Source organism: Pseudomonas inefficax (assembly GCF_032164165.1).
GTDB lineage: Bacteria > Pseudomonadota > Gammaproteobacteria > Pseudomonadales > Pseudomonadaceae > Aquipseudomonas > Aquipseudomonas inefficax.
This window is the reverse complement of the sequence record NZ_CP134401.1, coordinates 5,769,102-5,790,673: the sequence shown is the minus strand read 5'-3', so window position 1 is coordinate 5,790,673 and position 21,572 is coordinate 5,769,102. Positions and strand designations below refer to the sequence as shown.

The following is a 21,572-nucleotide window of genomic DNA, read 5'->3' as shown; positions in this document are numbered from 1 at the left end:
CCGCGCCTGGGCGATCACCCAATCATTGTGTGGAGTGTTTCCTATGCAGACTTCGAGCACCGGCGTGTCGCGTACCCGGCAAGTGGTCGCCGCCGTCATCGGCAACGCCCTGGAGTGGTATGACTTCATCGTCTACGGCTTTCTGGCCAGCATCATCGCCCGGCAGTTCTTCCCCTCCGACGACGAATACGCCTCGCTGCTGATGGCCCTGGCCACCTTCGGCGTCGGCTTTTTCATGCGCCCGGTGGGCGGCGTGCTGCTGGGCATGTATTCCGACCGCAAGGGCCGCAAGGCGGCGATGCAGATGATCATCCGGCTGATGACCGTGTCCATTGCCATGATCGCCTTTGCCCCCGACTACCTGGCCATCGGCATGGCCGCGCCGATGCTGATCGTGGTGGCGCGCATGCTGCAGGGTTTTGCCACCGGCGGCGAGTACGCCAGCGCCACGGCCTTCCTGGTGGAGAGCGCGCCGGCCCACCGCAAGGGCCTGTATGGCTCGTGGCAGTTGGTGGGGCAGTGCCTGGCGGTGTTCTCCGGGGCGGCGATGGTGGCCCTGGTCACCCACCTGTGCACGCCTGCGGCGCTGGACAGCTGGGGCTGGCGTATCCCGTTCGTGCTTGGCCTGCTGATCGGCCCGGTGGGGCTGTGGATTCGCAAGCACATGGAGGAGCCCGAGGAATTCATCGAGGCGCGCCGCCAGGCCAAGGGCCAGTCGCCCAGCCTGTGGCAGGTGCTGCGTGAGCATCGGCGCAGCCTGTTGGTATCGATGGGCCTGGCCTGTGGCGCGACGGTGTCGTTCTACGTGGTGCTGGTGAACATGCCGACCTTCGCCCACAAGAACCTCGGCCTGCCGCTGGACCAGGTGCTGCTGGTGCAGATGTTTGCGGTTGGGCTGATGACCTTGGTGATCCCGTTGTCCGGGGCGTTGTCTGACCGGCTGGGGCGGCGCCCGGTGCTGATGGCCTTCACCCTGGCGTTCTTCGTCATGGTCTACCCGTTGTATGTGTGGGTGGCTGCCGCGCCGTCGCTGGAGCGCCTGCTGGTGATGCAACTGCTGCTGTGCACCGCCATCGGTGGCTTCTTCGGGCCGGCGCCCACGGCCCTGGCCGAGCAGTTCCCGGTCGAGGTGCGTTCTACCGGTGTGTCGGTGGCCTATAACGTGGCGGTGATGGTGTTCGGCGGCTTCGCCCCGTTGATCGTCACCTGGCTGAGCAAGGTGCTCGGCACCCCGGTGGCGCCGTCGTTCTACGTGCTGTTCGCCTGCCTGCTGACACTGCTGGGCACCTATTGCCTGAAAGAAGCCCCACGTGCGGGCAAGCCTGCCGCTTTCAACCTTGGAGTGAAACCGTGATGCCGCTAGCCATCGACCCCATCGTTGCCCTCGATGCCGAGGCATTGTCCCGGGCCATCCATGCGCGCCAGATGTCGTGCCGGGAGGTGATGCAGGCTTATCTGACGCATATCGAACGCTTCAACCCGCAGGTCAATGCGCTGGTGTCGCTGCGCCCGGCCGAGGCGTTGCTGGCCGAGGCCGATGAGCGTGACCGCGAGCTGGGCCGTGGCCACTCGCGCGGCTGGATGCATGGCATGCCCCAGGCTATCAAGGACCTGGCCGCCACTGCCGGGCTGCGCACCACCTTGGGCTCGCCGCTGTTCGCCGAGCAGGTGCCCGAGCAGGATGCGATCAGTGTGGCGCGTGTGCGGGCCAGTGGTGCGCTGATCGTGGGCAAGAGCAATGTGCCGGAATTCGGCCTTGGTTCGCAGACCTACAACACCCTGTTCGGCACCACCACCAATGCCTACGACCCGGGCAAGGTGGCCGGAGGCAGCAGCGGCGGAGCGGCGGCGGCGCTGGCCATGCGCCTGCTGCCGGTCGCCGACGGCAGCGACATGATGGGCTCGCTACGCAACCCGGCGGCGTTCAACAACGTGTATGGCCTGCGCCCGTCGCAGGGCCGCGTACCACACGGGCCGGCGCCGGAACTGTTCGTGCAGCAACTGGCCACCGAGGGGCCGATGGGCCGCAGCGTGGTGGATGTGGCGCGGTTATTGTCGACCCAGGCAGGCTTCGATGCGCGGGCGCCGCTGTCGCTGAGCGAGGGCCGGCGCGATTTTGCCGCCGGTTTGCAGCGCGATTTCCGCGGCGTGCGGGTCGGCTGGTTGGGCGACTACGACGGTTACCTGGCGATGGATGACGGGGTGCTGAGCCTGTGCGAAGCGGCCCTGGCGGACTTCATCGAATTGGGCTGCCGGGTCGAGGCCTGCCAGCCGGAGTTCGATCTGGCACGTTTGTGGCAGTGCTGGCTGACCCATCGCCACTTCCTGGTGCACGGCAACCTCGCTGCGGCCTATGCCGACCCCGGCAAGCGCGCGCTGCTCAAGCCCGAGGCGCAGTGGGAGGTGGAGGGTGGCCTGCAACTGAGCGCGGCGGCGGTGTACCAGGCATCAGTGGTACGCAGCGACTGGTACCGGGCGCTGGGCAAGCTGTTCGAGCGTTACGATTACCTGCTGTTGCCATCGGCCCAGGTGTTCCCTTTCGATGCACGGCAACCTTGGCCAACGGTGGTCGGGGGGCGGACGATGGACACCTATCACCGCTGGATGGAAGTGGTGATAGGGCCGACCCTGGCCGGCTTGCCGAGCATCAGCGTACCGGTCGGTTTCAATGCTGCAGGGTTGCCCACGGGCCTGCAGATCATCGGCCCGGCCCAGGCCGACCATGCGGTGCTGCAGCTGGCCCATGCCCATGAACAGCTCACCCGTTGGGTAGCGCGGCGCCCACCCGGGAGCCTGCAAGCGCCATGAAACTGCTGGGCAGGCGCGGATCTTGCTGGCTATCCTGACCATCCAGCTACAGGGAGGTCACACTCATGGGCATCACGGCAGACAGTGGCGGCGTGCGTTCGGTGGAGCGGGCGCTGGCCATCGTCGACCTGCTGGGAGAACACCAGGCCCTGGGCCTGGAAGAACTGCATTACCTGACGGCGCTGCCCAAGGCCACGGTGTCGCGCATGCTCGCCACCTTGCAGGAGCAGGGCTGGGTCTACCGCGGCCTCAGCGACCGGCGTTACCGGCTGTGCGCGCGGCGCCTGTTCGGTGACCGCCAGCTGCGTTTCAAGCGGCGCCTGGTGGAACATGCCGCGCCCATGTTGCTGGAGTTGAGCGAGCGCACCGGGCTGGTGGCCGACCTGTCGTGTTTCGACGGCGAGCGGCTGGAGGTGATGGAAAGCGCCATTCCCCAGGTCTTGCGCAAGCGCTATCCGCACACCTGCCAGATCGTCGGCCATCATGCCAGCCTGTTCCATTCGGCGATGGGGCGGGCGTGCCTGGGTGAGTTGGCGGTCGATGAAGTGCAGCGCCTGGCGGCCCATGAGCGGGTGGGCGACGAGACGGTGCTGCGCGATATCGAGGCGGAAGCGAACCAGGGATTCGGCCAGCGCACCGAAGGGCACTGGGAGTACCCGGTGCGCTTGCCGTTCCTGATCCGAGCGATTGCCCTGCCGGTGCATGCCGAAGGGCGCCTGGCCGGGAGCATTGCCTTGCACTGGCCGCTGGACCAGGCACCGGTGGAACGGGTGTTGAACCTGCACCTGAACAGCCTGGCGACCACGGTGGGGGAGGTGCAGCGGGCCTTGGTGGTTTGAGTCAGACTGTACCGGCCTCTTCGCGGGTGAACCCGCTCCCACAGTGAAAGTGGATTGCCCGAGGCTGGCTCGGTACCTGTGGGAGCGGGTTTACCCGCGAAGAAGCCAGTGCAGCAAACAGTTCCGAGGCCCCTCAACGCTCCAGGCTGTACATCCGGCACTCAGCCAGCAACGCCAGCAAATTCGGTTCCCGCTCCCGCGCCTTGAGGAACACCACACCGATATGCTGCTGCAAGCGATATTGCGGCTTCAGGGCAATCAGCCTGACCCGGTTTTCGTACACCGCCGCGATACGCCCTGGCAGCAGGGCAAAGCCCACGCCCGAGCTGACCATGCTCAGCAGGGTGAAGATATCGTTCACCTGCATGGCCACCTTGGGTTCGAAGCCGGCCTGCTGGAACACCCGGGCGCCATCGCGGTGGGTGGCGAAGCCCTGGGTCAGGGTGATGAAGGTGGAGTCGGCCAGGTCGGCCAGGTCCACCTCGGCCTGCTCGGCGAAGGGCGAATCGATGGGCACGGCGAGGAAGATGTCGTCGGAGAACAGCGGCAGCTGCTCGCAGGCCGGGTCGCTGACGCTTTCGTCGAGCGACACGAGGATGGCCTCCAGCTCATGGTTCTTCAGGCGCTGCAGCAAGTCGACGTTGGAGCCCAGGGTCAGGTCGATGTTGAGTTCGCTGCGACGCAGCTTCAGGCCCATGACCAGCTTGGGCACGGTTTTCACCGTCAGCGAGTAGAGCGCGCCCAGGCGGAAGCGCTCGGCATAGAAACCGGCGGCCTCGCGGGTCTGACGGACCATCTGCTCGGCGTCCTGGATCAGCTGGCGGGCTTTCTTTTCCAGCACGTAGGCGCTTTCCAGCGGGATCAACTGGCGGCCTTCATGCTTGAATAGCGGGCAGCGTAGTGCGCTTTCCAGCGAGTGGATGGCGCGGTGCACGCTGACGGCGCTGGTGGCCAGCTCGACAGCGGCGCGGCCGAGGTTGCCGGTGCGCATGAAGGCAAGGAAGGTTTCCAGCTTCTTGAGGGTCAGTTCTTCGTCGATCAGCATGGGTTACCTGGGTGTGCACAATGGCAGGGGCATGCATATTGCCTTGAAATTTTGGGGCCGCTTCGCAGCCCATAGCCGGCAAGCCAGCTCCCACAGGGATGGCGCATGGCTTGAGGCCGATGCGGTCGAGGTGGGAGCTGGCTTGCCGGCGATGGGGCGCGAAGCGGCCCCGTATGCTCATTGCATGGATCCGATCAACGTCCACAACGCTGGGTCGTTGAAATCATCGATCACCAACCCGGCCCCCGCCGCCAGCAATCTCTCCGGCGTCTGCGTAGTGGCCACGCCCACGGTAAAGATCCCCGCGCCACGCGCTGCCGTCACCCCCGGCAGCGAATCCTCGAAGGCCAGTGCCTGCCCGGCCTCGGCACCTAGCCGCTGCAACCCGGTCAGGTAGGGCAACGGGTCTGGCTTGGGCCGTGCCAGTTCCTCGGCCACCAGCACATGCGCGAAGCGCTGGCCCAGGCCCATGGCGTTCAACATGTGCTCGGCGTTCAGCCGCGGCGCATTGGTCACCACGCACATGCCGATGTCGCGAGCCCGGGCATGTTCCAGCAGGCGCACAAGGCCCGGCATCGGCTCCAGAGACGGCGACATGTCGCGGAACAGCGCCTCCTTGCGGTCGGCCAGCACCCGGCACTGCTCGGCGCTGGCACCGGCAAACAGCTCGGCGAACAGCTCGCCATTGGCGCGGCCGCTGACCTGGGCATCGAACTGCGCCTGGCTCAGCTCGCGGCCGTCATGCTCGTGCAGCAGTTGGCGAAAGGCCTGCAGGTGCAAGGTGTCAGTGTCGGTGAGGGTTCCGTCCAGGTCGAACAGCAGGGCAGTCAGCATTGGGTATCCAGGTCCAGAAATCGTGGGCGGGCCAGAAGGAAGATTCTTTTGCCGTTGGCGTCACGTGAACTTCGCGACCTCCCAAGTGTACTGGAGTACGGCAGCCTTGGCAGAGCTGTGCTCGAACTCGGAATAGGCGTCTGCGCGCCATATAGCCTTCGGCATCATTGCGGTAGTTTCGCGATCACCTTGATCTCGAAATCGAAGCCGGACAGCCAGGTCACGCCGATGGCGGTCACCGTCGGATAGGGCGCCTCACCCCAGTATTCGGCCGCCACCTCCCAGATGGTTTCGAATTTCGAGTCGGGGTCGACCATGAAGATAGTGGTGTCAACCACATCCTCGAAACTGCTGCCGGCTTCGGCCAGGATCGCGTTGAGGTTGGTGAAGGCCATGCGAACCTGCGCCGCGAGGTCCGGCTCGGCCGAGCCGTCCTTGCGGCTACCGACCTGGCCGGATACGAACAGAAAACCGTTGGAGCGAATCGCCGGCGAGTAGCGGTGGAGCTCATACAATGCATGGCGGTCAGGCGGGAAAACGACATCACGTTTGCTGGACATTGCATACCTCGTTTGGGGCCCTGGCGGCCCGGTGTTTATGGTGAAGCCACTATAAGAAAGGCCACCGACCTGAATAAACGGGCAGCGCTGGTCATGACTGTTTGTATAATTCAAACAATCCAGGCACGAGCGAGGCGTGGGATGGACCGTTTCGATGCAATGCAGGCATTTGTCCGCGTGGTGGAAACAGGCAGCTTCACCAAGGCGGCAGCCACACTGCACATGAGCAAGACCACCGTGACGCAGCTCGTTCAGCAACTGGAAGCGAGGCTGCGTGTGCGACTGCTCAACCGCACCACACGCAAGGTCAACGTCACCGCCGACGGTGCGGCCTATTACGAACGCGTCGTCCGGCTACTTGGCGACATTGACGACGCCGAGACCAGCTTGTCCAGCGCGTCGATGGCACCGCGAGGGCGGCTGCGAGTGGATGTACCCAGCCCACTGGCGCGGATGCTGCTCATACCGGCCTTGCCGGGGTTCTTTGCACGTTATCCAGAAATTCAGCTGACCGTGGGCGCCAGCGATCGCATTGTCGACATCATTGGTGAGAACGTCGACTGCGTGGTGCGTGGCGGCGAGATCACCGATCAATCCCTGGTGGCAAGGCATGTGGGCGATCTGGAGCTTGGCATCTATGCCGCGCCCGGCTATTTGCACCGCTTCGGTACGCCGCTGCACCCCCGTGAGCTCGAGGAAAGCCGACACACCACCGTCGGCTTCCTCTGGTTCCGTACAGGCAAGGCCTTGCCCTACGCGATGCAGCGGGGTGAGGAGCGCATGGAAGCCCAGGGCCGCTCGCAGCTGACGGTCGACGACGGTAATGCGTACCTTGCCGCCGGCCTGGCTGGCCTGGGTGTAATCTGGCTACCGCAATACATGGCCAAGCCGCACCTGGCCAACGGCGAGCTGCTGCCGCTGTTTGAAGACTGGCGGATGGCGCCAATGCCGATGTATCTGGCATTCCCGCCGAATCGCCATGTCAGTGCAAAGGTGCGGGTGTTTATCGACTGGATAATCGAGTTGATTGCCGAGCATGCGCCTGTGGTTGGGTGAGGCTGGAGTAAAACTCGTTTCAGCACCAGACACTCCTGGGCCGCTTCGGCAAAGCACTGATGGCGTGCGGCTGTTTCGAGGCAAGCAGCACGGAGGTTCTGGGCAGGCGTCGGGGCCTGGATGGCATCCATGGATCAAGGCGGCTACAGGTGACGCATGCGCAAGCTGTTTTGCAAGAAAATCGATGGCGCATCGGCCGGCGGCCCCTCTAGAATCAGGCATTTCGTGAGAGACGGATCGATCACTGCCATGACCAAGGAGAGCTGTGCCGTGGATACCACTGACCAGAGATTGCTGAGCTTGGGGCTACTGATTCCATTCTGGCTCTTCGCTGGAGTGTTGCTTACCTCGTTTGGCTACCCCGGTTACAGCCACTTCGAACAGGCGATGAGCCAGCTAGGAGCGGTTGGGGCTCCCACCCACAGCTATTCTGCATGGGTGAACAATTTTCCCTTGGGGGTACTGTTCGGGCTTTTCGCTTTGGGTCTGGCGCGGCGGTACGCAGGTTCGCGTTTGGCTCTGGTCAGCGCCGCGTTCATATTGCTCCACGGCTTGGCTAGTTTCGCCACAGGTTTCTTCTCCTGTGATGCGGGATGCGTACCTGCGCAGCCTTCACTTTCTCAACAGCTACACAACATTGCCGGAATGGTGATGTTTCTTTCGCTGACGATGGCTAGCGGTCTGTGGTTTTTCTTGAGCAAGAGACTGCTGTCATCGACCGGGTTCAAATGGTTCTCGGCACTCTGTGTAATCCTTGCTCTCGCGACTGTTGCATTGATGGCCAAGGCATTCAGTGACGGTCACGGGTTTGGCCTGTACCAGCGACTCAATTACGGCGTTTCCGTCGCCTGGATCGCCGCTCTGGCCTGGACCGCACTTCGCAGTGAGCCAGCAAGGGGCAGCGTCAACTAGTGGCCGATTGCTATCTTTCCTGAGGGGCCGCAAGGGCGCAAGCAGTCATTCGCGACGGGCTGCTTTCGACCCATTGCGGCCATTCGCGGAGGGCAATGAACGGCCTATAGCGCCCCTTCGACCATACCGCTCGATGGGTGTTCATGGCGTACTTCGATACAGACATGGCCTAGTTCGAAGCTACCATCTTGGCCCTGTGGGGCTATTCCAAGCGTTGCTACAGTGGGCTCCAACAAACTCCACCCACTGCGAGCAACTACCCATGAACAACCGCCTTGATTACTTCAAGCTGTCTCCCCAAGCGTCCAACAAACTGGTGGAACTCACCCTACAACTGAGCAAGAAACCGCCACTGGCCGATCTTGCCCACCTGATCATGTTGCGCGCTTCGCAGCTCAACGGCTGTGCGTTCTGCGTGGATATGCATGTGAAAGAGGCCAAGATCCATGGCGAGCGCGAGCTGCGTCTTCACCACGTGGCCGTATGGCGTGAGTCAGGGCTGTTTTCGCCAGTAGAGCGGGCGGCGCTGGAGTGGACTGAAGCCCTAACCCAACTGCCGCCTCATGGTATCTCCAACAGCCTGTATGCGAGTGCGCTTGAGCAGTTTTCCGAGCAGGAGCTGTCGGATTTGTCGTTCCTAATCGTCGCCATCAATGGCTGGAATCGCCTCAATGTGGCCTTCCAGGCGATCCCCGGCTCGTCCGATGAGCTGTTCGGCCTGAACAAGGCCAACCTCAACTGAGTAACTTGCTGATCAACGCGCCAAGCTGCTCGCCTGGAGCCGTCGTGGCGCAGTTGGTAAAACTCAGGAGCAGACCTGACTGACGCTGCGATGACGCAGCCCAGCGCGACAACGCTTGTACCGACATACCCCTGGCCAGCACCTGCTCGGCCAGGGCGGTGTCGCTTACGTCCTCCGGCAAACGCAGTACTAAGTGCATGCCGCCTGGCGAGCGTTCCACCTGCAGACCCTTCGGCAAACTCCGGTCCAGTGCTTCGATGGTCAATGCCCGTCGCTCGTTGTAGAGGCGGCGCATGCGTTGGATATGCCGAGCGAAGTGTCCCTCGGCAACGAACTCCGCCACCAAAGCCTGGGTAATTGACGGTGACCCGGCAGCAAACAAGGCCCGGCCGACGCGCTCGAACGCTGCCACCTGCGCCTGCGGCACCACCAGATAAGCCAGGCGAATACCGGGAAACAGCACCTTGCTGAAGGTGCCGGCATACAGCACGCGCCCATGGCGATCCAAGCTGGCCAGCGCTGGAAGTGGACGGCTGACGTAGCGGTACTCGCCGTCGTAATCGTCCTCGACAATCCAGCCACCGGTGCGGGCAGCCCAATCGAGTAGCAGTTGCCGGCGTGGCAGCGACAGTGCCATCGACAGCGGGCTCTGATGCCCTGGTGTCACCATGACGACCTGAGCAGTCCGAGAACCCGCGATGGCGTGTTCTACGTTCATGCCTTCGGCATCAACCGGCACCGCTTCCAGGTCCAGGCCGAACTGGCGAAGCACCTGGCGCGTAGTGGGATAGCCCGGGTCTTCCACCCAGGCGCACTCGCCTGGCTGCAACAGGGTATGTGCGACTAAGGACAGGCTATTGCGCCAACCGCTGGTGATAAACACCTGATGGGCACCGCAATCGATACCTCGGGACACCTGCAGATACGAAGCAATGGCGCTGCGCAACGCTGCCAGGCCGTGGGGTGCCGGATAGTCCAGATCTCCAAGACGCATCCCACGGAGATACCGAGCACCGAGACGCGCCCATATCTTGCGCGGAAATGCATCCAGCGCCGGTACCCCCATCTGGAACGGCAACAGCTGCGGTGGACGCCAGAGCGAATCAGGTGCGTCTTCGATCACTTGGCTGCTGACTGGTAATGCGGTGGCCTCCGACACGGGCTTCTGCAGTTCAGGATTGATTACGGTGCCTTTCTGCCCGAGCGCCAGCAGGTAACCCTCGCTGGCCAGCAGCGAATAGGCCAATTCGACGGTGCCACGGGCCACCCCCAGCTCCTTGGCCATGGCGCGCGCCGACGGCAAGCGGTCACCGGGGGACAACGTGCCTGCGGCAACGGCGGCCAGTACGCGGTCGTACAGTTGACGATACAGAGGCAAGGCAGACTGCTCTTCCAAGGGAGCAAAAGGCGGCTTGGGGGAGGTCATCATGGCCTAGTTCATATCCCATTTCTTGGCTCAATCAAGTGGGTCAATGGTAGTCCAATATAGCGCCATCACCTACTCATGAGGGCAACTCCCATGACATCCCCTTTGCACAACTTCATACCCAGCGTGCTCGACCTGGCCGACACGTCCCTGCGCCCCCTGGACAGCACCCATGACCTCTGCAGCGCATTCCCGGTAATGCAGCAATTGCGCCCTCATCTGACGAGCGAAGCTGACTTCGTCAGCCGCATCGAGCGTATGCGCGTTGAAGGCTATCGCCTGATTGGTGCTTATGACTTAGGCGTTCTTGTGGCACTGGCTGGTTACCGCTTACAGGAAAACCTGGTCTACGGCGCATTCCTGTATGTCGATGACCTTGTAACCGCCGAGGCTCAGCGGGGAGGTCAGTGGGGCTCGCGCTTATTGCAAGCCTTGGAGCGACTGGCCCGCGCCAGCGGTTGTGCACGCCTGGTGCTCGACACGGGTTTGGCCAACGCCCGCGCGCAACGCTTCTACTTCCGTGAAGGCCTGTTGACGGGTGCACTGCGCTTTCAGAAACAGTTCGATACGCCATAACCCGCACGCACATCCAAGGAGGCGAACCTCATGACATCGTCACAACAGCCACTTGCTCCTTTGCGCATTCTTCGCCTGGTCGCCAGCCCCAATGCAGAGGATTCGGAAAGTCTGAAACTGTCCCAGCAGATCCTGTTTGCCTTGGCCAGTCAGGCCGGCAGAAGGGGTATCCAGTTGACCGATTTAGACCTCAACTCCTTGGCCCCAGTCGATGCGCCTTACGCCCAGGCGTTAGCCAATCAGCGCGTAGTCATAGCAAGCGGTCAGGAGGGTACGTTGAGCCGTTCCGACGAGTTGATCGACCAACTGCAGGCATGCGACGTACTGCTGATTGCCACGCCGATGCACAACTACAGCGTGCCCGCCCCACTCAAGATGTGGATCGACCAGGTGGTACGCGTGGGCAAAACGTTTCTGGGCACCGCCAAAGGCAAAGTCGGATCGCTGACGGATCGTCCGGTTTACGTCGCAATAGCTTGCGGAGGCTACATCAGCGGCCAGCATGCCCGTCAACCCGACTTTCTGCGACCCTACCTGTCCGCCGTCCTCGCCACCATCGGTCTCAATCACGTGTACTACTTCACCGTTGAAGGTACCGCCAAGGGTGTGGAGTCACTGAATACTGGGAGGGAAACAGGGTACGGTGAGGTGCAGACGTTCTTTGGTAGGGATAGCCATGGTGTGGATCAAGTCTGCAGCCCGCTTTAAGAACATCATCGAATTCAAGCGTATAGGTTTGCACATTAGCTGGGCGGTGTGCCGTCAAGCGGCAATCCGCATGTCACCCTCTTCATTGCTCAAAGACAGGAAAAGAAATCATGAGTCGACTCAATTGGTTTGAAGCTTCGCCTGGTGCAGCCAAGGCCCTTGGCGGGCTGCATCATTTCGTGACCACCGCGACAAATTTGCCAGCCCCGTTGATTCACCTCGTGTTTCTCAGGGTGTCTCAAATCAACGGCTGCGCCCATTGCATCGATCTGCACTCACGCGATCTGATCAAAGCAGGTATTTCAGTGGACAAAGTGCTGTTAGTACCAGTATGGCATGAAGCGCACTATTTGTTCTCGGATCAGGAGCGCTCAGCATTGGCCTGGGCAGAAGAAGTCACGCGGGTAAGCGAGACACATGTATCCGACGAAGCTTACGCAGCAGCATCGGCAATGTTTGCCGAAAAGGACCTTGTCGACCTGACAGCGGCCATTGCCGCAATGAACGCTTTTAACCGTATGGGCGTCAGCTTCCGACTCAAACCTGCCGCTAAAACGTGATGACCTATGACTCAACATGCAAACGCAGTACTTCAGAGACCGCCCTAGTATTGCCTACAGTCTGTTTCAGGCCTTTGCGGCCCCTTCTGAACGACGGGTATGAGCCGAAAGCAGTCTCTGACGGACGTCCGCAATGGGTCGAAAACAGCCGGTCTCGACTGAACGCGATCGCTCATAAACACCATTTGTCCTCGACCGCGCGTAACGTTAGCTGGGGGCGGGATAGCTACCTAACCGCTGACTCTCTTATTCTCTGGATTAACTACGCTGCTGCCATTAATTAGCTGCTTAGCAGAGTCAGCAATCATTAACACGCTTCCTGCCAGCATCAACACATCCTTCAAGACCAGGCGTCCAGCTCCAGAAAGGTATGGGAAGCCGAATTGAGCATCTCCTAGATTCGCCACCCACGCTTCAGGCGTTGTGATCAGGAACGACAGCGTCACGACGGGTGTGAGGAAAGCGAGCACAGCTCCCGCGAGTCCCAGCTTCGGTGAGATAAGGTAAGCCAATACCAACACCCCTATGCTGATCTCGACCACGCCCAGTCCATTGGAGAAGGCATAGGTATGGTTCGCAACTTGCCAAGCACGCTGCGCCAGGTCGAGCTGGCCTTCATGGGTGAAGTGCTCACGATAGGCCTCTGGATGTGCGTAGAGGAACGAGAAAAACGGGCTGTTTGCCACAAATGGAGTGATGCTGTCAGCCTCGTAGGGCACGAATTTCAACGCACCAATCCACAGGAAAACTATGGCCACGCCAAAGCGTACGAGATGAATTCCAAGCTTATCCAGGCGGCTTGCAGTAACCAGCAGTTGATAGGGACTCATGGTGTGATTCCTTGTGGTTTCAAGATGAGTCCATCCTAAGAAGATTCCGCTTCGCGCTTTTGCCGGATGCGCTCCGCCTTTTTGCCAATCGTCTCAAATCATCGCCTCTGGCGACTGCGCTTTCCCTTGGGTTGGTTTAAATTGCGCCCGGATAGCCTTCTGAAGAGATGACCATGACGACGTTAGACAAACTCATCACGCTTGCTGATGTGCGCGGCAGCATGGATCTGCGTTGCCATTTTGCGGGGCGTTGGTCGATTGACCATCAGCCGGATGAGCTCGGTACTGCGCGTTACCACATCGTCCTCTCAGGCCGCTGCCAATTACGCTTGCCTGACCACAGCCTTATTGAACTCAACGCGGGCGACATCCTGTTGCTCCCACACGGTACCGACCACTTGCTTCAAAGTGATTCGGGTGTCGATCAGCCAAATCGTCCTTTGGTCGTTCGCGAGGGGCTTTTACCTTTGCATCGGTTAAAAGGCGAAGGCGAGCCCTTGGATTTGCTATGCGGCAGGTTTATCTACCAGCCAGGCTCATCACTTTTCGAAGCGCTACCTGAGTACATCCATGTCAGCTTGAGTTCGACACAGTCCGCTTCTGCGCTCTCTGCAATGATTGGGCTGATTCGTAGCGAAGCCGAAGCCAACCATCACGGTGCTCGGTCCATAGTCGATGGCCTGACTACCGCTCTGTTCACTATGGTTCTGCGGTCATGGCTGGATACCAGCCCACCTGTTGAAAGTAGCATTGGTCTTCTGGCCGACCGCCGTCTTTCCAAGGTATGGCATGCGTTGTTAGAGGATCCCTCAGATGCCTGGACCGTTGAGCGCATGGCAGAAATGGCCAACATGTCGCGAGCCAGCTTTATGAGAGCCTTTACGCGCATAGCAGGTTGTCCGCCGGGAACCTTACTGGTTCGAATCAGGATGGAAATCGCATGCTTGCTGTTGGCGAAGACGGACTCTGGTTTGAGTGATATCGCTTTGGAAGTGGGGTACCAAACGCAGGCGTCATTCAGCAAAGTCTTCAAGGATGTTCTGGGGCAGACCCCTGGACAATATCGGCGAGAGCGAAAGCTGGGTGAAGTGGAGGCTAGGCTAGCTAAGGATGCGGATTGACTTCGCGGTGGGCCCGGCGCATTGCGACGGGCCAGTCACCAAATCGTATATCAGCTGTCTTGATGAGTTTCAGCGACGCGCTTGTAGTAAAGGTCGTGCTCTACTCCCGCGTGATCACGGTACACCAGCTTCACCGTTTCCAGCGCCTGTGAAGTTTCGGACTGAACCACAACGTCCTGCGAGATTACTTTATCCACGTCAATCACATCACCGTAGCGGTACTGGTGAGCGTCTGCGTCCGGATTGTTGTCTTGTGCCGCCGCGAAAGCGGCTGGGGTCACTAAGGCGAGTGCAACAATGAATTTTTTCATGATCATCTCCAATTTGCATTGAGCGGCGTGTCGCTCGTTTGGTGGCGGGATCTATTCGACTCCCTTGATGACCATGCTATTGGCGAAGCTGCACGAGCTCTTTCGCTTTCGGCTCAGGTTCTTGTCCAATCATCTCAGGTAGGTCAGCACACCGCTTTGTCGATAAGTCCGACCTTACGGAGTGTCTGAAAACACGCCCTTTTTTGTCATTTTTGGATCAATCGATGAGCGGCACGATGTCGGCTCATTTTTGACGCAGCGAAAATTGAGACTATCTAGCCATGCATAGACGATTCATTGAAGTAGACGGTGCCAAGATGAGCTACGTTGACGTAGGCCAAGGTTTTCCGGTTGTACTTGGCCATAGCTTTCTCTGGTCTGCTGACATGTGGCAGCCCCAGATTGAGGCTCTTTCCCAACATTTTCGGGTGATCGTCCCGGAGCTCTGGGGACACGGCTGCTCGGACGCTCCTCCTACTCAAACAGTAGACATGAGCTCTTTGGTTCGTCAGCACGTCGCCCTGCTTGATGCCTTGGACATTGAACAATGTCACCTGGTCGGCTTGTCAGTCGGAGGCATGTGGGGCGCTCAGTTGGCCCTTGAGCATCCCGAGCGCGTCGACCGCCTGGTACTGATGGATACCTTTCTTGGTGCAGAGCCCGAAGAGACTCGATTGAAATACTTCGGCTTGCTGGATGCTGCCAGTGCGGCAGGGGTCTTTCCCGACGCCTTGCTAGATGTGGTTGTACCGATCTTCTTCCACGCAGGCGGAGAGACAGTGCCGGATGTTCGCGAGGATTTCCGTGCATCCCTCAAGGCCAGCAGCGCCGAGCGTATTCGCGATAGCCTTGATCCAATGGGACGGATAATTTTCGGACGACCAGATCTTCTATCGGCAATTGCCGACTTGGAGAGCGATCGAACGATCGTCCTTTGTGGTGATCAGGACATACCTCGTCCGCCAGAAGAAGCAAATCTCATGGCGCGCACCATCAGTTGCTTAGCAGCACAAATACCTGGCGCCGGCCACATCTCCAACCTGGAGAGTCCACAAGTAGTCACTGACTTTCTCCTCAACTGGCTGCCAACCAAGCATTAAGTCGCTAGGGCTGCTACGCAGCCCTTAACCGACCTGCGCTTCAATGATCTGCTGACGGTTGCGCCGGTGGGGCGATTTTGCGCATGAGTGGTACGAGAGTGACCGCGACAATGAAGCAAAGCATTATTGCCAAGAACGCGTCGGCGTATGACAGCGTTTGGGCCTCACGCCAGGTCAGTGCCCAGAGCTGGTGCAGTACGTACGGGGTGGAATCGGAGCTGTTCTGGCCATAAGCCTGGGCATTTTCCTGAAGTTGCCCCAACCAGATGTTCAGGTTTTCATTGCGTACGTTCAGGTGCTCCGCAAGACGCAGGAAGTGAAGGTTGGTCCGGTCGTTGAGCAGGGTGGCGCAGGCCGCAATGCCAATTGCGCCTCCCAGGTTTCTCATCAGGTTGAATAGCCCCGCCGCGAGCTTGAGCCGTGCGGGCGGCAATGCTCCAAGCGTCAACGTTACCGTGGGCGGCACCGTCAGTTGCTGAGCGAAGCCGCGAATGGCTTGTGGTAGCAGCAGTTCCTTGGCCCCCCAGTCATGGGTGATGGGCGAGAAGTCCCACATGGAGATGGCGAACAGCGCGAGCCCCAGCATCATTACCCAGCGCAGGTCGATTCGGTTAGCCAGGAAGGCGTAAACGGGTATAGCCAGTAGCTGAACAACGCCAGTGGAAAAAATTGCCAGTCCGATATCCAACGCGCCATAACCGCGGACCCGTCCAAGGAACAAAGGGGTCAGATAGACCGTAGCGAAAATCCCTATCCCTGTGATGAAGGAGAACAAGCACCCCAAAGCGAAGTTTCGATCCCGTAGCGCTCGCAGGTCAACGATCGGAGCCTGGATTGTCAGGCAACGCCACACAAACAAGGCACCGCTGATGCAAGCAATCCAGGACGTCAACAGAATGGTGCGATCACTAAACCAATTCCATCGCGCTCCTTCTTCGAGCGTGTACTCGAGGCACCCGAGGAACAGTGCCATCAACACAATTCCCACGTAATCGGCACCTTTCAACAAACCTGGATTGGGGCGGTCCACATTGACCAGCAACGGCACGGCGATGGTGACAAAGATGCCCGGAAGCAAATTTAGGTAGAAGAGCCAATGCCACGATAGGGCGTCGGTAATCCAGCCTCCCACTGCGGGCCCAAGAGTGGGAGCCAATGATGCCACCGCTCCAATCACTGAGGCGGCGATCACGCGCTGCTTACCTGTGAAGTAAATGAATGCCGTGGTGAACACCAGCGGAATCATCGAACCGCCCAAAAAGCCTTGCAGGGCTCTAAAGACGATCATGCTCTGGATGTCCCAAGCCAGAGCGCACAAAAGGCTGGTAATCGTAAAACCGGCGGCCGAAGCGGCGAACAACCACCGTGTGCTCATTACTTGAGACAACCACCCTGATAGCGGGATGACGATGATCTCAGCGATCAGGTAAGCCGTCTGTAACCAAGCGGTGTCATCCGCACCTGCCGATAAGCCTCCGCCAATATCCTTGAGCGAGGCCGAGACTATCTGGATGTCAATCAAGGCAATGAACATACCTACGCACATGCACGCAAAAGCAGCGACCTTTTGTGGCGTGCTTAACGCTGGCAGCCCGCTGCTCACAGGGAGCCTACTGATTCGCGTCCGGAGTCAGCCGCCGCAGGTGCGAAGCTGTTGGCGTTGGTGTTGACTTCGGTGATCACCGACAAACCGGGACGGAGTACACCGAACTCTGCATCGCTATCCTGAAGAAGAATTCTTACTGGCACACGTTGAACGATTTTGGTGAAGTTGCCAGTCGCGTTTTCTGGTGGAAGGATGCTGAACTGCGCCCCAGTGGCGGGGGCAATGCTCTCAACACGCCCATGGAACACTCGCCCAGGTAGAATATCGGCCTGAATGCGTGCCGGCTGTCCTACGCGCAAGCTTGATAGCTGATCTTCCTTGAAATTTGCATCCACCCACAAACCTCGGGCTGGTACCACCGACACCACCTGGCTGCCGGCTGCGGCATAGGCCCCCACTTTGGCTCTGCGATTGCCGATGTAACCATCTACAGGCGAGCGTAGTTCGGTGTAGCCAACATCCAGTTGGGCCTGCTCGCGGGCCGCCTCAGCCTGTACAAGAGCAGCTCTGGCCTGCTCGCGCTGGGTCTCGATGACAATGAGTTGCTTCTGCGCAGCCACTACGCCGGCTACGGCATGGTTCTGTTCGGCCTGGGCCGTCTTCCAGATGGCATCGGCATGCTGAGCATTCTCCAGTGAAACCGCATGGCTGTTCAGCAGGACTTGAGCCCGGGATTTGTCCTGCAGAGCTCGTTCAGTTTCCGCCTGGCGCGCCTGAAGCTGCGCCTTGGCTTGGCTAATCAATGAGTGCTGGAGCTGTTCCGTAGCGTTCAAATTGGCCAGGCTGGCACGCTGTGCTGCAACTGCACCCTCGGCCTTTGCCAGAGCAGCTCTGAAATCGCTGGCATCGATACGAACCAGCAGATCTCCGGCTTTCACGAACTGGTTGTCCGCTACAGCTACGTCCTTGATGTAGCCCGGTACCTTTGCACTGATCACTGTCACGTCCGCGCCGACGTAGGCATCGTCAGTACTTTGAAGGAAGCGGCTTATCGTCCACCAATGGAACAAGAACGCTGTTGCTACAGCAATGGCAAACAGCAAAGCGGCCAGCTTGAGCAGCTTTTTGCTGAGTTTTGGTCTCACGCGAGTGGGGGGCGCGGCCTGCGCGTTCTCGATTGGGGATTCGACGGAAGCGTTCATTGCTGTTCGCTCCTGGTCGAGTTTGGTTGCGGGAAAGGACTGACCCAAAGCTTCTCGTGTCGATAACCTTCACCGGCCTCCACGCGCCAGTGAGTCAGGGGGTCTGCATCGGGCGCGATATGCAGACGGTGGTCTTCAACGGTAATCGACTTACCAGTGTTGCTGTCCATCAAAGTCAGTGCGACAGGCTCGCCAGTTTCTACATCGGCCAGATAGACCTTTTTCGAACCCTCGGCATGTTTGGCACCCCACATCATCAAGGTCAGGAGTACCGGGCGAAGATCGCGCCCCGCTTCTGTTAGAAGGTACTCAAAGCGGGGTGGATTGTTTTGATAAGGCCGGCGCTCCATCAAGCCAGCGGCGACCAGATCGCTTAGTCGTCGGGTTAGCGTGTTGCTGGCAATCCCCAGGCTGTGCTGGAACTCATCGAAGCGACGCAATCCATAAAACGCGTCTCTGAGTACCAACAGGCTCCAACCGTCGCCGATGAGTTCAAGTGCGCGTGCCACTGGGCATGGCATCGACTGGAAGCTGGCTTTTTTCATGGTTCGCCCCGAGCGTGGACCGGATGTATGAAATCACTATTCCACTATGACTTTCATTATGCAAGTCACTTTGATTGAAATGTGATCCGGCTTTGGTACCTCCTTGCTTAGGAGCCTGTGATTAAAGCGGCACTGAGCCGCTTTCGCTCCTGGGAGTGTTCGCTTTCACTGCTCTAGAGCGGCCATGGCGATTCTGATGTCATGCTCAGGTGTGTCGCCGCTAACGCCTATAGCACCTACGACGACTCCATTGGATTTAACTGGTAGACCTCCCTTCATCATGACGAAACCTGAGGTGATCGCTGCCGCCCGACCGCTATTCACGCTGGTTTCCAAGTCACCTGAAGAGCGCTTGAAGATTGCCGCAGTCTTTGCCTTTCCTTGGGCCAGTTCTATCCCGGCTACTACTGGAGCACCATCCATTCTTGCGGTGAGGATCGGCCATCCACCGTCGTCAACAATCGCGATGGAACACGGCCATCCATGCTGGGCGGCATAGGCCTGGGCTGCGGCAGATAGCTGCTTGGCTTCCGTTAAGCTAAAGGTCGGCTTTGTAGTGGGGGCTGTTGTCGGTTCTGCAAGCACGCCGGAAGCTGCAAGAGCTGCAGCAACCACAGTCAGTCTCCGGATCATTTTTGATAGTCCTTTTGCTCTCGGTCGAGAAATCAGCTGTCGGAGGAGATGATTGGAATCATTGGTTTGGTTTCATGTTCAGAGTTGGCATGACGCCAGAGTTTGGCAGCGGCCGGCGTAGGTAGATGCCAACGATCAACGCAGCAAGCATTCCCAGAATTCCGGCCACGAATAGCATCTGGGAAAAGCCTTGCATGAAAGCGAGTTCGGCAGCGACGCGGACAACTGCCTTGGATGCTTCCGGAATGGTTTCTAAGGCACTGTGCAAATCACCTGCTGCGGTGCTCAACGCAAGCCTTTCTGCTTCAAAGGACAGTTGAGGGGCTATCGTCCTGAGCGAGTCCTTGAGTGCATCCCTCGTGAACACCACGAGCAGTGCTCCATAGACCCCGATGGCAAGACTGATGGCCGAGAATCGCATTGTTGTGCTCATGCCTGAACCCATGCCTAGGCGATCTGGAGGGATACAAGCCATGATGTTTTTCTGAGTGTCGCCGTTCAACAACCCAGCACCGGCACCAAGCACCGTGCTTGCCATCGCGAAGAGCAGATAGCTACCGGAGGTGGCTACCATGGCGCAAAGAACGTTACCCAGGCCCACCAGCAGCAGGCCTATGCTCATGATCGTGGCGGGGTGAATTTTCTTCGGCAAATAGGCACCGACTCGCGGCATCAGGAACATGGCCAGAGCAAATGGCAGCATCCCGAGTCCCGAGTTTATGGCCGAAAAGCCTAGGCCAGCCTGCAGGTAGAATGGCAGGAGGGTCATCATGACCTGCGCACACGCGGCATACGAAAACATGCCCAGCAGCGCAGCGTTAAAGCGGGCATGCTTCATCAGGTCGAAGTCGACCATGGGGCGTGGATGACGCTTCTCGAAAATTACGAACAGCACCATCAGCAGTAGCCCTGCAGTCAAGCGCAGGGTAGTTGCTGTTGATTGCCACCCCGCGCGGTTGGCTTCAATGAGGCCCCACATGATGCAAGCCAAGGAGGCGCTGAACAGCAACGCTCCAACTGGATCAAGTCGTGACGCCTTTTTGTTGCCAGACTCTGGAATCAGGCGATGCACTGCCCACATGAGCAACAAGCTCACCGGAACGTTCAGCCAGAAAATCCATCGCCATCCGATCGTAGTGGTGATGAGCCCACCAAGGAGCGGAGCGCTAGTAATGACGATCCCCATTGTGGTTCCCCAAAATGCCCATGCTTTGGCACGAGCTGGTTCGTTGGGGAAGCAATGGCCGATGCTTGCCAGTGCAGACGTTAGGAGTAAGGCTGCTCCTACACCCTTGAAAGCGCGGGCTACATCCAGGAGCAACAAAGTCGGAGCAGCTGCACACGCAGCCGATGCCGCGGCGAAAATTGTCAGACCAATCTGAAGCGTTCGTTTTCTACCGAACCTGTCGGCCAGGCTTCCTGCAGGCAACAAAAGAGCTGCGAAGCTCAGTAGGTACGCGCTTACAACCCATTCAATATCGGTAAGGGTGGCATTCAGCTCGCGAGCAATGGTCGGTAAGCTCACTGCGACAATGTTCGTGTCGAGGATGATAAGAGCACATACTGCGGATGCCGTTGCGAGGATCAATCCTGGATGTTTGTAGGTCGGTTCGCTAGCCAATTTTCGCACTCCTGGATGGTCAGTCCTCGATTTTATCTGGCAGTAATCGATCAAGATCTCTCATCGTTGAACGATTTCGTTAGCTAAAAACTAACGTAGGTATGACGGCTGTGGGCTGGCCCGCGATAGAAGGGTTTCCGGGACTTTCGTCAATTTGTTGAAACTGTTTCACTACCCTTTGGGTTTCACGTGCTAGTGGAATTGATCAAGCTAAGGCACCAACAAACTGAGTGCTCGCCATGACTAGTACGATTACCGTTGTAGCGCATATCACCGCAGATCCATCATCAGTAGCAGAGGTTCACAGCGCCCTGCTAATAGCTGTCGAAGCGACGCAGTCAGAGCACGGGTGTCTTCATTATCGTCTTTTTGAAAACATGGACACTCAAGGCCACTGGACCATGCTTGAGCTTTGGCAAAATGATGATGCGCTGACTCAACATACACTCGGTGAGGCGTTTAAAAATTTAAGTGCGGCTATCGACGGCAAAGCGAGTGTACAGGTTTACCGCTTGGCTCCAGCTGCTTCTGCTGTACAGGTGGATTCTGTTGTAAACCCAAACTTCTGGCTTGGAAACGGTTTGCCATGAGCTTTAA

General features: G+C 59.1%; 23 protein-coding genes. 12 read left to right on the top strand and 11 right to left on the bottom strand.

All coding sequences use genetic code 11. From position 1 onward, the window contains the following. The first annotated feature begins 43 nt into the window (after window positions 1-43). From RIN61_RS26145 to RIN61_RS26135, 3 genes are all read left to right on the top strand, one after another. Window positions 44-1,354 (top strand): citrate-proton symporter, encoded by a 1,311-nt coding sequence (locus tag RIN61_RS26145; RefSeq protein WP_112253354.1) that lies wholly within the window; start codon window positions 44-46, stop codon window positions 1,352-1,354. Further along, entirely contained in the window at window positions 1,351-2,808 is a 1,458-nt protein-coding gene (locus RIN61_RS26140) for an amidase (RefSeq protein ID WP_112253355.1), read from the top strand. The genes RIN61_RS26145 and RIN61_RS26140 overlap by 4 nt, the downstream gene beginning before the upstream one ends. A 65-nt stretch (window positions 2,809-2,873) precedes the next feature. After that, entirely contained in the window at window positions 2,874-3,647 is a 774-nt protein-coding gene (locus tag RIN61_RS26135) for an IclR family transcriptional regulator (RefSeq protein ID WP_112253356.1), read from the top strand. 133 nt (window positions 3,648-3,780) lie between these two features. Here the strand turns inward: RIN61_RS26135 and RIN61_RS26130 are convergent, their stop codons facing one another. The 3 genes from RIN61_RS26130 to RIN61_RS26120 all read right to left on the bottom strand — a co-directional run bounded on the left by RIN61_RS26130 (window position 3,781) and on the right by RIN61_RS26120 (window position 6,086). After that, complete coding sequence (locus RIN61_RS26130; RefSeq protein ID WP_013972731.1) at window positions 3,781-4,692, bottom strand: LysR family transcriptional regulator; 912 nt, start codon at window positions 4,690-4,692, stop codon at window positions 3,781-3,783. A 177-nt stretch (window positions 4,693-4,869) separates the two neighbouring features. Further along, complete coding sequence (locus RIN61_RS26125) at window positions 4,870-5,526, bottom strand: HAD family hydrolase (protein ID WP_313855034.1); 657 nt, start codon at window positions 5,524-5,526, stop codon at window positions 4,870-4,872. A gap of 164 nt (window positions 5,527-5,690) precedes the next feature. Next, entirely contained in the window at window positions 5,691-6,086 is a 396-nt protein-coding gene (locus RIN61_RS26120) for a RidA family protein (protein ID WP_112253358.1), read from the bottom strand. A 141-nt stretch (window positions 6,087-6,227) separates the two neighbouring features. On the opposite strand from RIN61_RS26120, the gene RIN61_RS26115 reads away from it, so the two are divergent. From RIN61_RS26115 to RIN61_RS26105, 3 genes are all read left to right on the top strand, one after another. Next, window positions 6,228-7,142 (top strand): LysR family transcriptional regulator, encoded by a 915-nt coding sequence (locus tag RIN61_RS26115; protein WP_112253359.1) that lies wholly within the window; start codon window positions 6,228-6,230, stop codon window positions 7,140-7,142. A 249-nt stretch (window positions 7,143-7,391) separates the two neighbouring features. Next, a complete protein-coding gene (locus tag RIN61_RS26110; RefSeq protein ID WP_256474741.1) occupies window positions 7,392-8,054 on the top strand; it encodes a DUF998 domain-containing protein in 663 nt (220 codons plus the stop codon). Between the two features lie 262 nt (window positions 8,055-8,316). Further along, a complete protein-coding gene (locus RIN61_RS26105; RefSeq protein WP_023532684.1) occupies window positions 8,317-8,796 on the top strand; it encodes a carboxymuconolactone decarboxylase family protein in 480 nt (159 codons plus the stop codon). Here the strand turns inward: RIN61_RS26105 and pdxR are convergent. After that, on the bottom strand, window positions 8,789-10,225 hold the full coding sequence (gene pdxR / locus RIN61_RS26100; protein ID WP_033728313.1) for a MocR-like pyridoxine biosynthesis transcription factor PdxR: 1,437 nt from the start codon (window positions 10,223-10,225) through the stop codon (window positions 8,789-8,791). The genes RIN61_RS26105 and pdxR overlap by 8 nt on opposite strands. 90 nt (window positions 10,226-10,315) lie before the next feature. On the opposite strand from pdxR, the gene RIN61_RS26095 reads away from it, so the two are divergent. The 3 genes from RIN61_RS26095 (at window position 10,316) to RIN61_RS26085 (ending at window position 12,066) form a co-directional block, all read left to right on the top strand. Continuing rightward, on the top strand, window positions 10,316-10,798 hold the full coding sequence (locus RIN61_RS26095; RefSeq protein WP_023532427.1) for a GNAT family N-acetyltransferase: 483 nt from the start codon (window positions 10,316-10,318) through the stop codon (window positions 10,796-10,798). Between the two features lie 30 nt (window positions 10,799-10,828). Beyond that, a complete protein-coding gene (locus RIN61_RS26090; RefSeq protein ID WP_023532703.1) occupies window positions 10,829-11,506 on the top strand; it encodes an FMN-dependent NADH-azoreductase in 678 nt (225 codons plus the stop codon). Between the two features lie 110 nt (window positions 11,507-11,616). Beyond that, window positions 11,617-12,066 carry a carboxymuconolactone decarboxylase family protein gene (locus RIN61_RS26085; RefSeq protein ID WP_023532827.1) on the top strand — a complete coding sequence of 150 codons (450 nt, stop codon included), beginning with the start codon at window positions 11,617-11,619 and terminating at the stop codon, window positions 12,064-12,066. A 230-nt stretch (window positions 12,067-12,296) separates the two neighbouring features. Here RIN61_RS26085 and rclC read toward each other — a convergent pair whose 3' ends face one another. After that, window positions 12,297-12,896, bottom strand: coding sequence for a reactive chlorine resistance membrane protein RclC (gene rclC, locus RIN61_RS26080; RefSeq protein ID WP_313855028.1), 600 nt, complete (start codon window positions 12,894-12,896; stop codon window positions 12,297-12,299). Between the two features lie 173 nt (window positions 12,897-13,069). Between rclC and RIN61_RS26075 the strand changes: the two genes are divergently transcribed. Continuing rightward, window positions 13,070-14,017 (top strand): AraC family transcriptional regulator, encoded by a 948-nt coding sequence (locus RIN61_RS26075; protein ID WP_313855026.1) that lies wholly within the window; start codon window positions 13,070-13,072, stop codon window positions 14,015-14,017. 50 nt (window positions 14,018-14,067) lie between these two features. Here RIN61_RS26075 and RIN61_RS26070 read toward each other — a convergent pair whose 3' ends face one another. Further along, complete coding sequence (locus tag RIN61_RS26070) at window positions 14,068-14,328, bottom strand: DUF2790 domain-containing protein (protein ID WP_313855024.1); 261 nt, start codon at window positions 14,326-14,328, stop codon at window positions 14,068-14,070. A 281-nt stretch (window positions 14,329-14,609) separates the two neighbouring features. Here RIN61_RS26070 and RIN61_RS26065 point away from each other — a divergent pair, with 281 nt between their 5' ends. Beyond that, window positions 14,610-15,428 (top strand): alpha/beta fold hydrolase, encoded by an 819-nt coding sequence (locus RIN61_RS26065; protein WP_313855022.1) that lies wholly within the window; start codon window positions 14,610-14,612, stop codon window positions 15,426-15,428. A gap of 40 nt (window positions 15,429-15,468) precedes the next feature. Here RIN61_RS26065 and RIN61_RS26060 read toward each other — a convergent pair whose 3' ends face one another. The 5 genes from RIN61_RS26060 to RIN61_RS26040 form a co-directional block, all read right to left on the bottom strand. Further along, complete coding sequence (locus RIN61_RS26060; RefSeq protein ID WP_313857701.1) at window positions 15,469-16,974, bottom strand: DHA2 family efflux MFS transporter permease subunit; 1,506 nt, start codon at window positions 16,972-16,974, stop codon at window positions 15,469-15,471. Between the two features lie 53 nt (window positions 16,975-17,027). Then, window positions 17,028-18,176 (bottom strand): HlyD family secretion protein, encoded by a 1,149-nt coding sequence (locus tag RIN61_RS26055; RefSeq protein ID WP_313855020.1) that lies wholly within the window; start codon window positions 18,174-18,176, stop codon window positions 17,028-17,030. Continuing rightward, window positions 18,173-18,721: a winged helix-turn-helix transcriptional regulator gene (locus RIN61_RS26050; protein WP_085601726.1), complete on the bottom strand. Its 549-nt coding sequence runs from the start codon at window positions 18,719-18,721 to the stop codon at window positions 18,173-18,175. Before RIN61_RS26050 ends, RIN61_RS26055 begins: the two co-directional genes overlap by 4 nt. Window positions 18,722-18,886: 165 nt before the next feature. After that, window positions 18,887-19,354 carry a GlcG/HbpS family heme-binding protein gene (locus RIN61_RS26045; protein WP_313855018.1) on the bottom strand — a complete coding sequence of 156 codons (468 nt, stop codon included), beginning with the start codon at window positions 19,352-19,354 and terminating at the stop codon, window positions 18,887-18,889. Between the two features lie 58 nt (window positions 19,355-19,412). Then, on the bottom strand, window positions 19,413-20,975 hold the full coding sequence (locus tag RIN61_RS26040; protein WP_313855016.1) for an MFS transporter: 1,563 nt from the start codon (window positions 20,973-20,975) through the stop codon (window positions 19,413-19,415). A 239-nt stretch (window positions 20,976-21,214) separates the two neighbouring features. Here RIN61_RS26040 and RIN61_RS26035 point away from each other — a divergent pair, with 239 nt between their 5' ends. Then, window positions 21,215-21,565 carry a putative quinol monooxygenase gene (locus tag RIN61_RS26035; RefSeq protein ID WP_313855014.1) on the top strand — a complete coding sequence of 117 codons (351 nt, stop codon included), beginning with the start codon at window positions 21,215-21,217 and terminating at the stop codon, window positions 21,563-21,565. Window positions 21,566-21,572 lie beyond the last annotated feature (7 nt).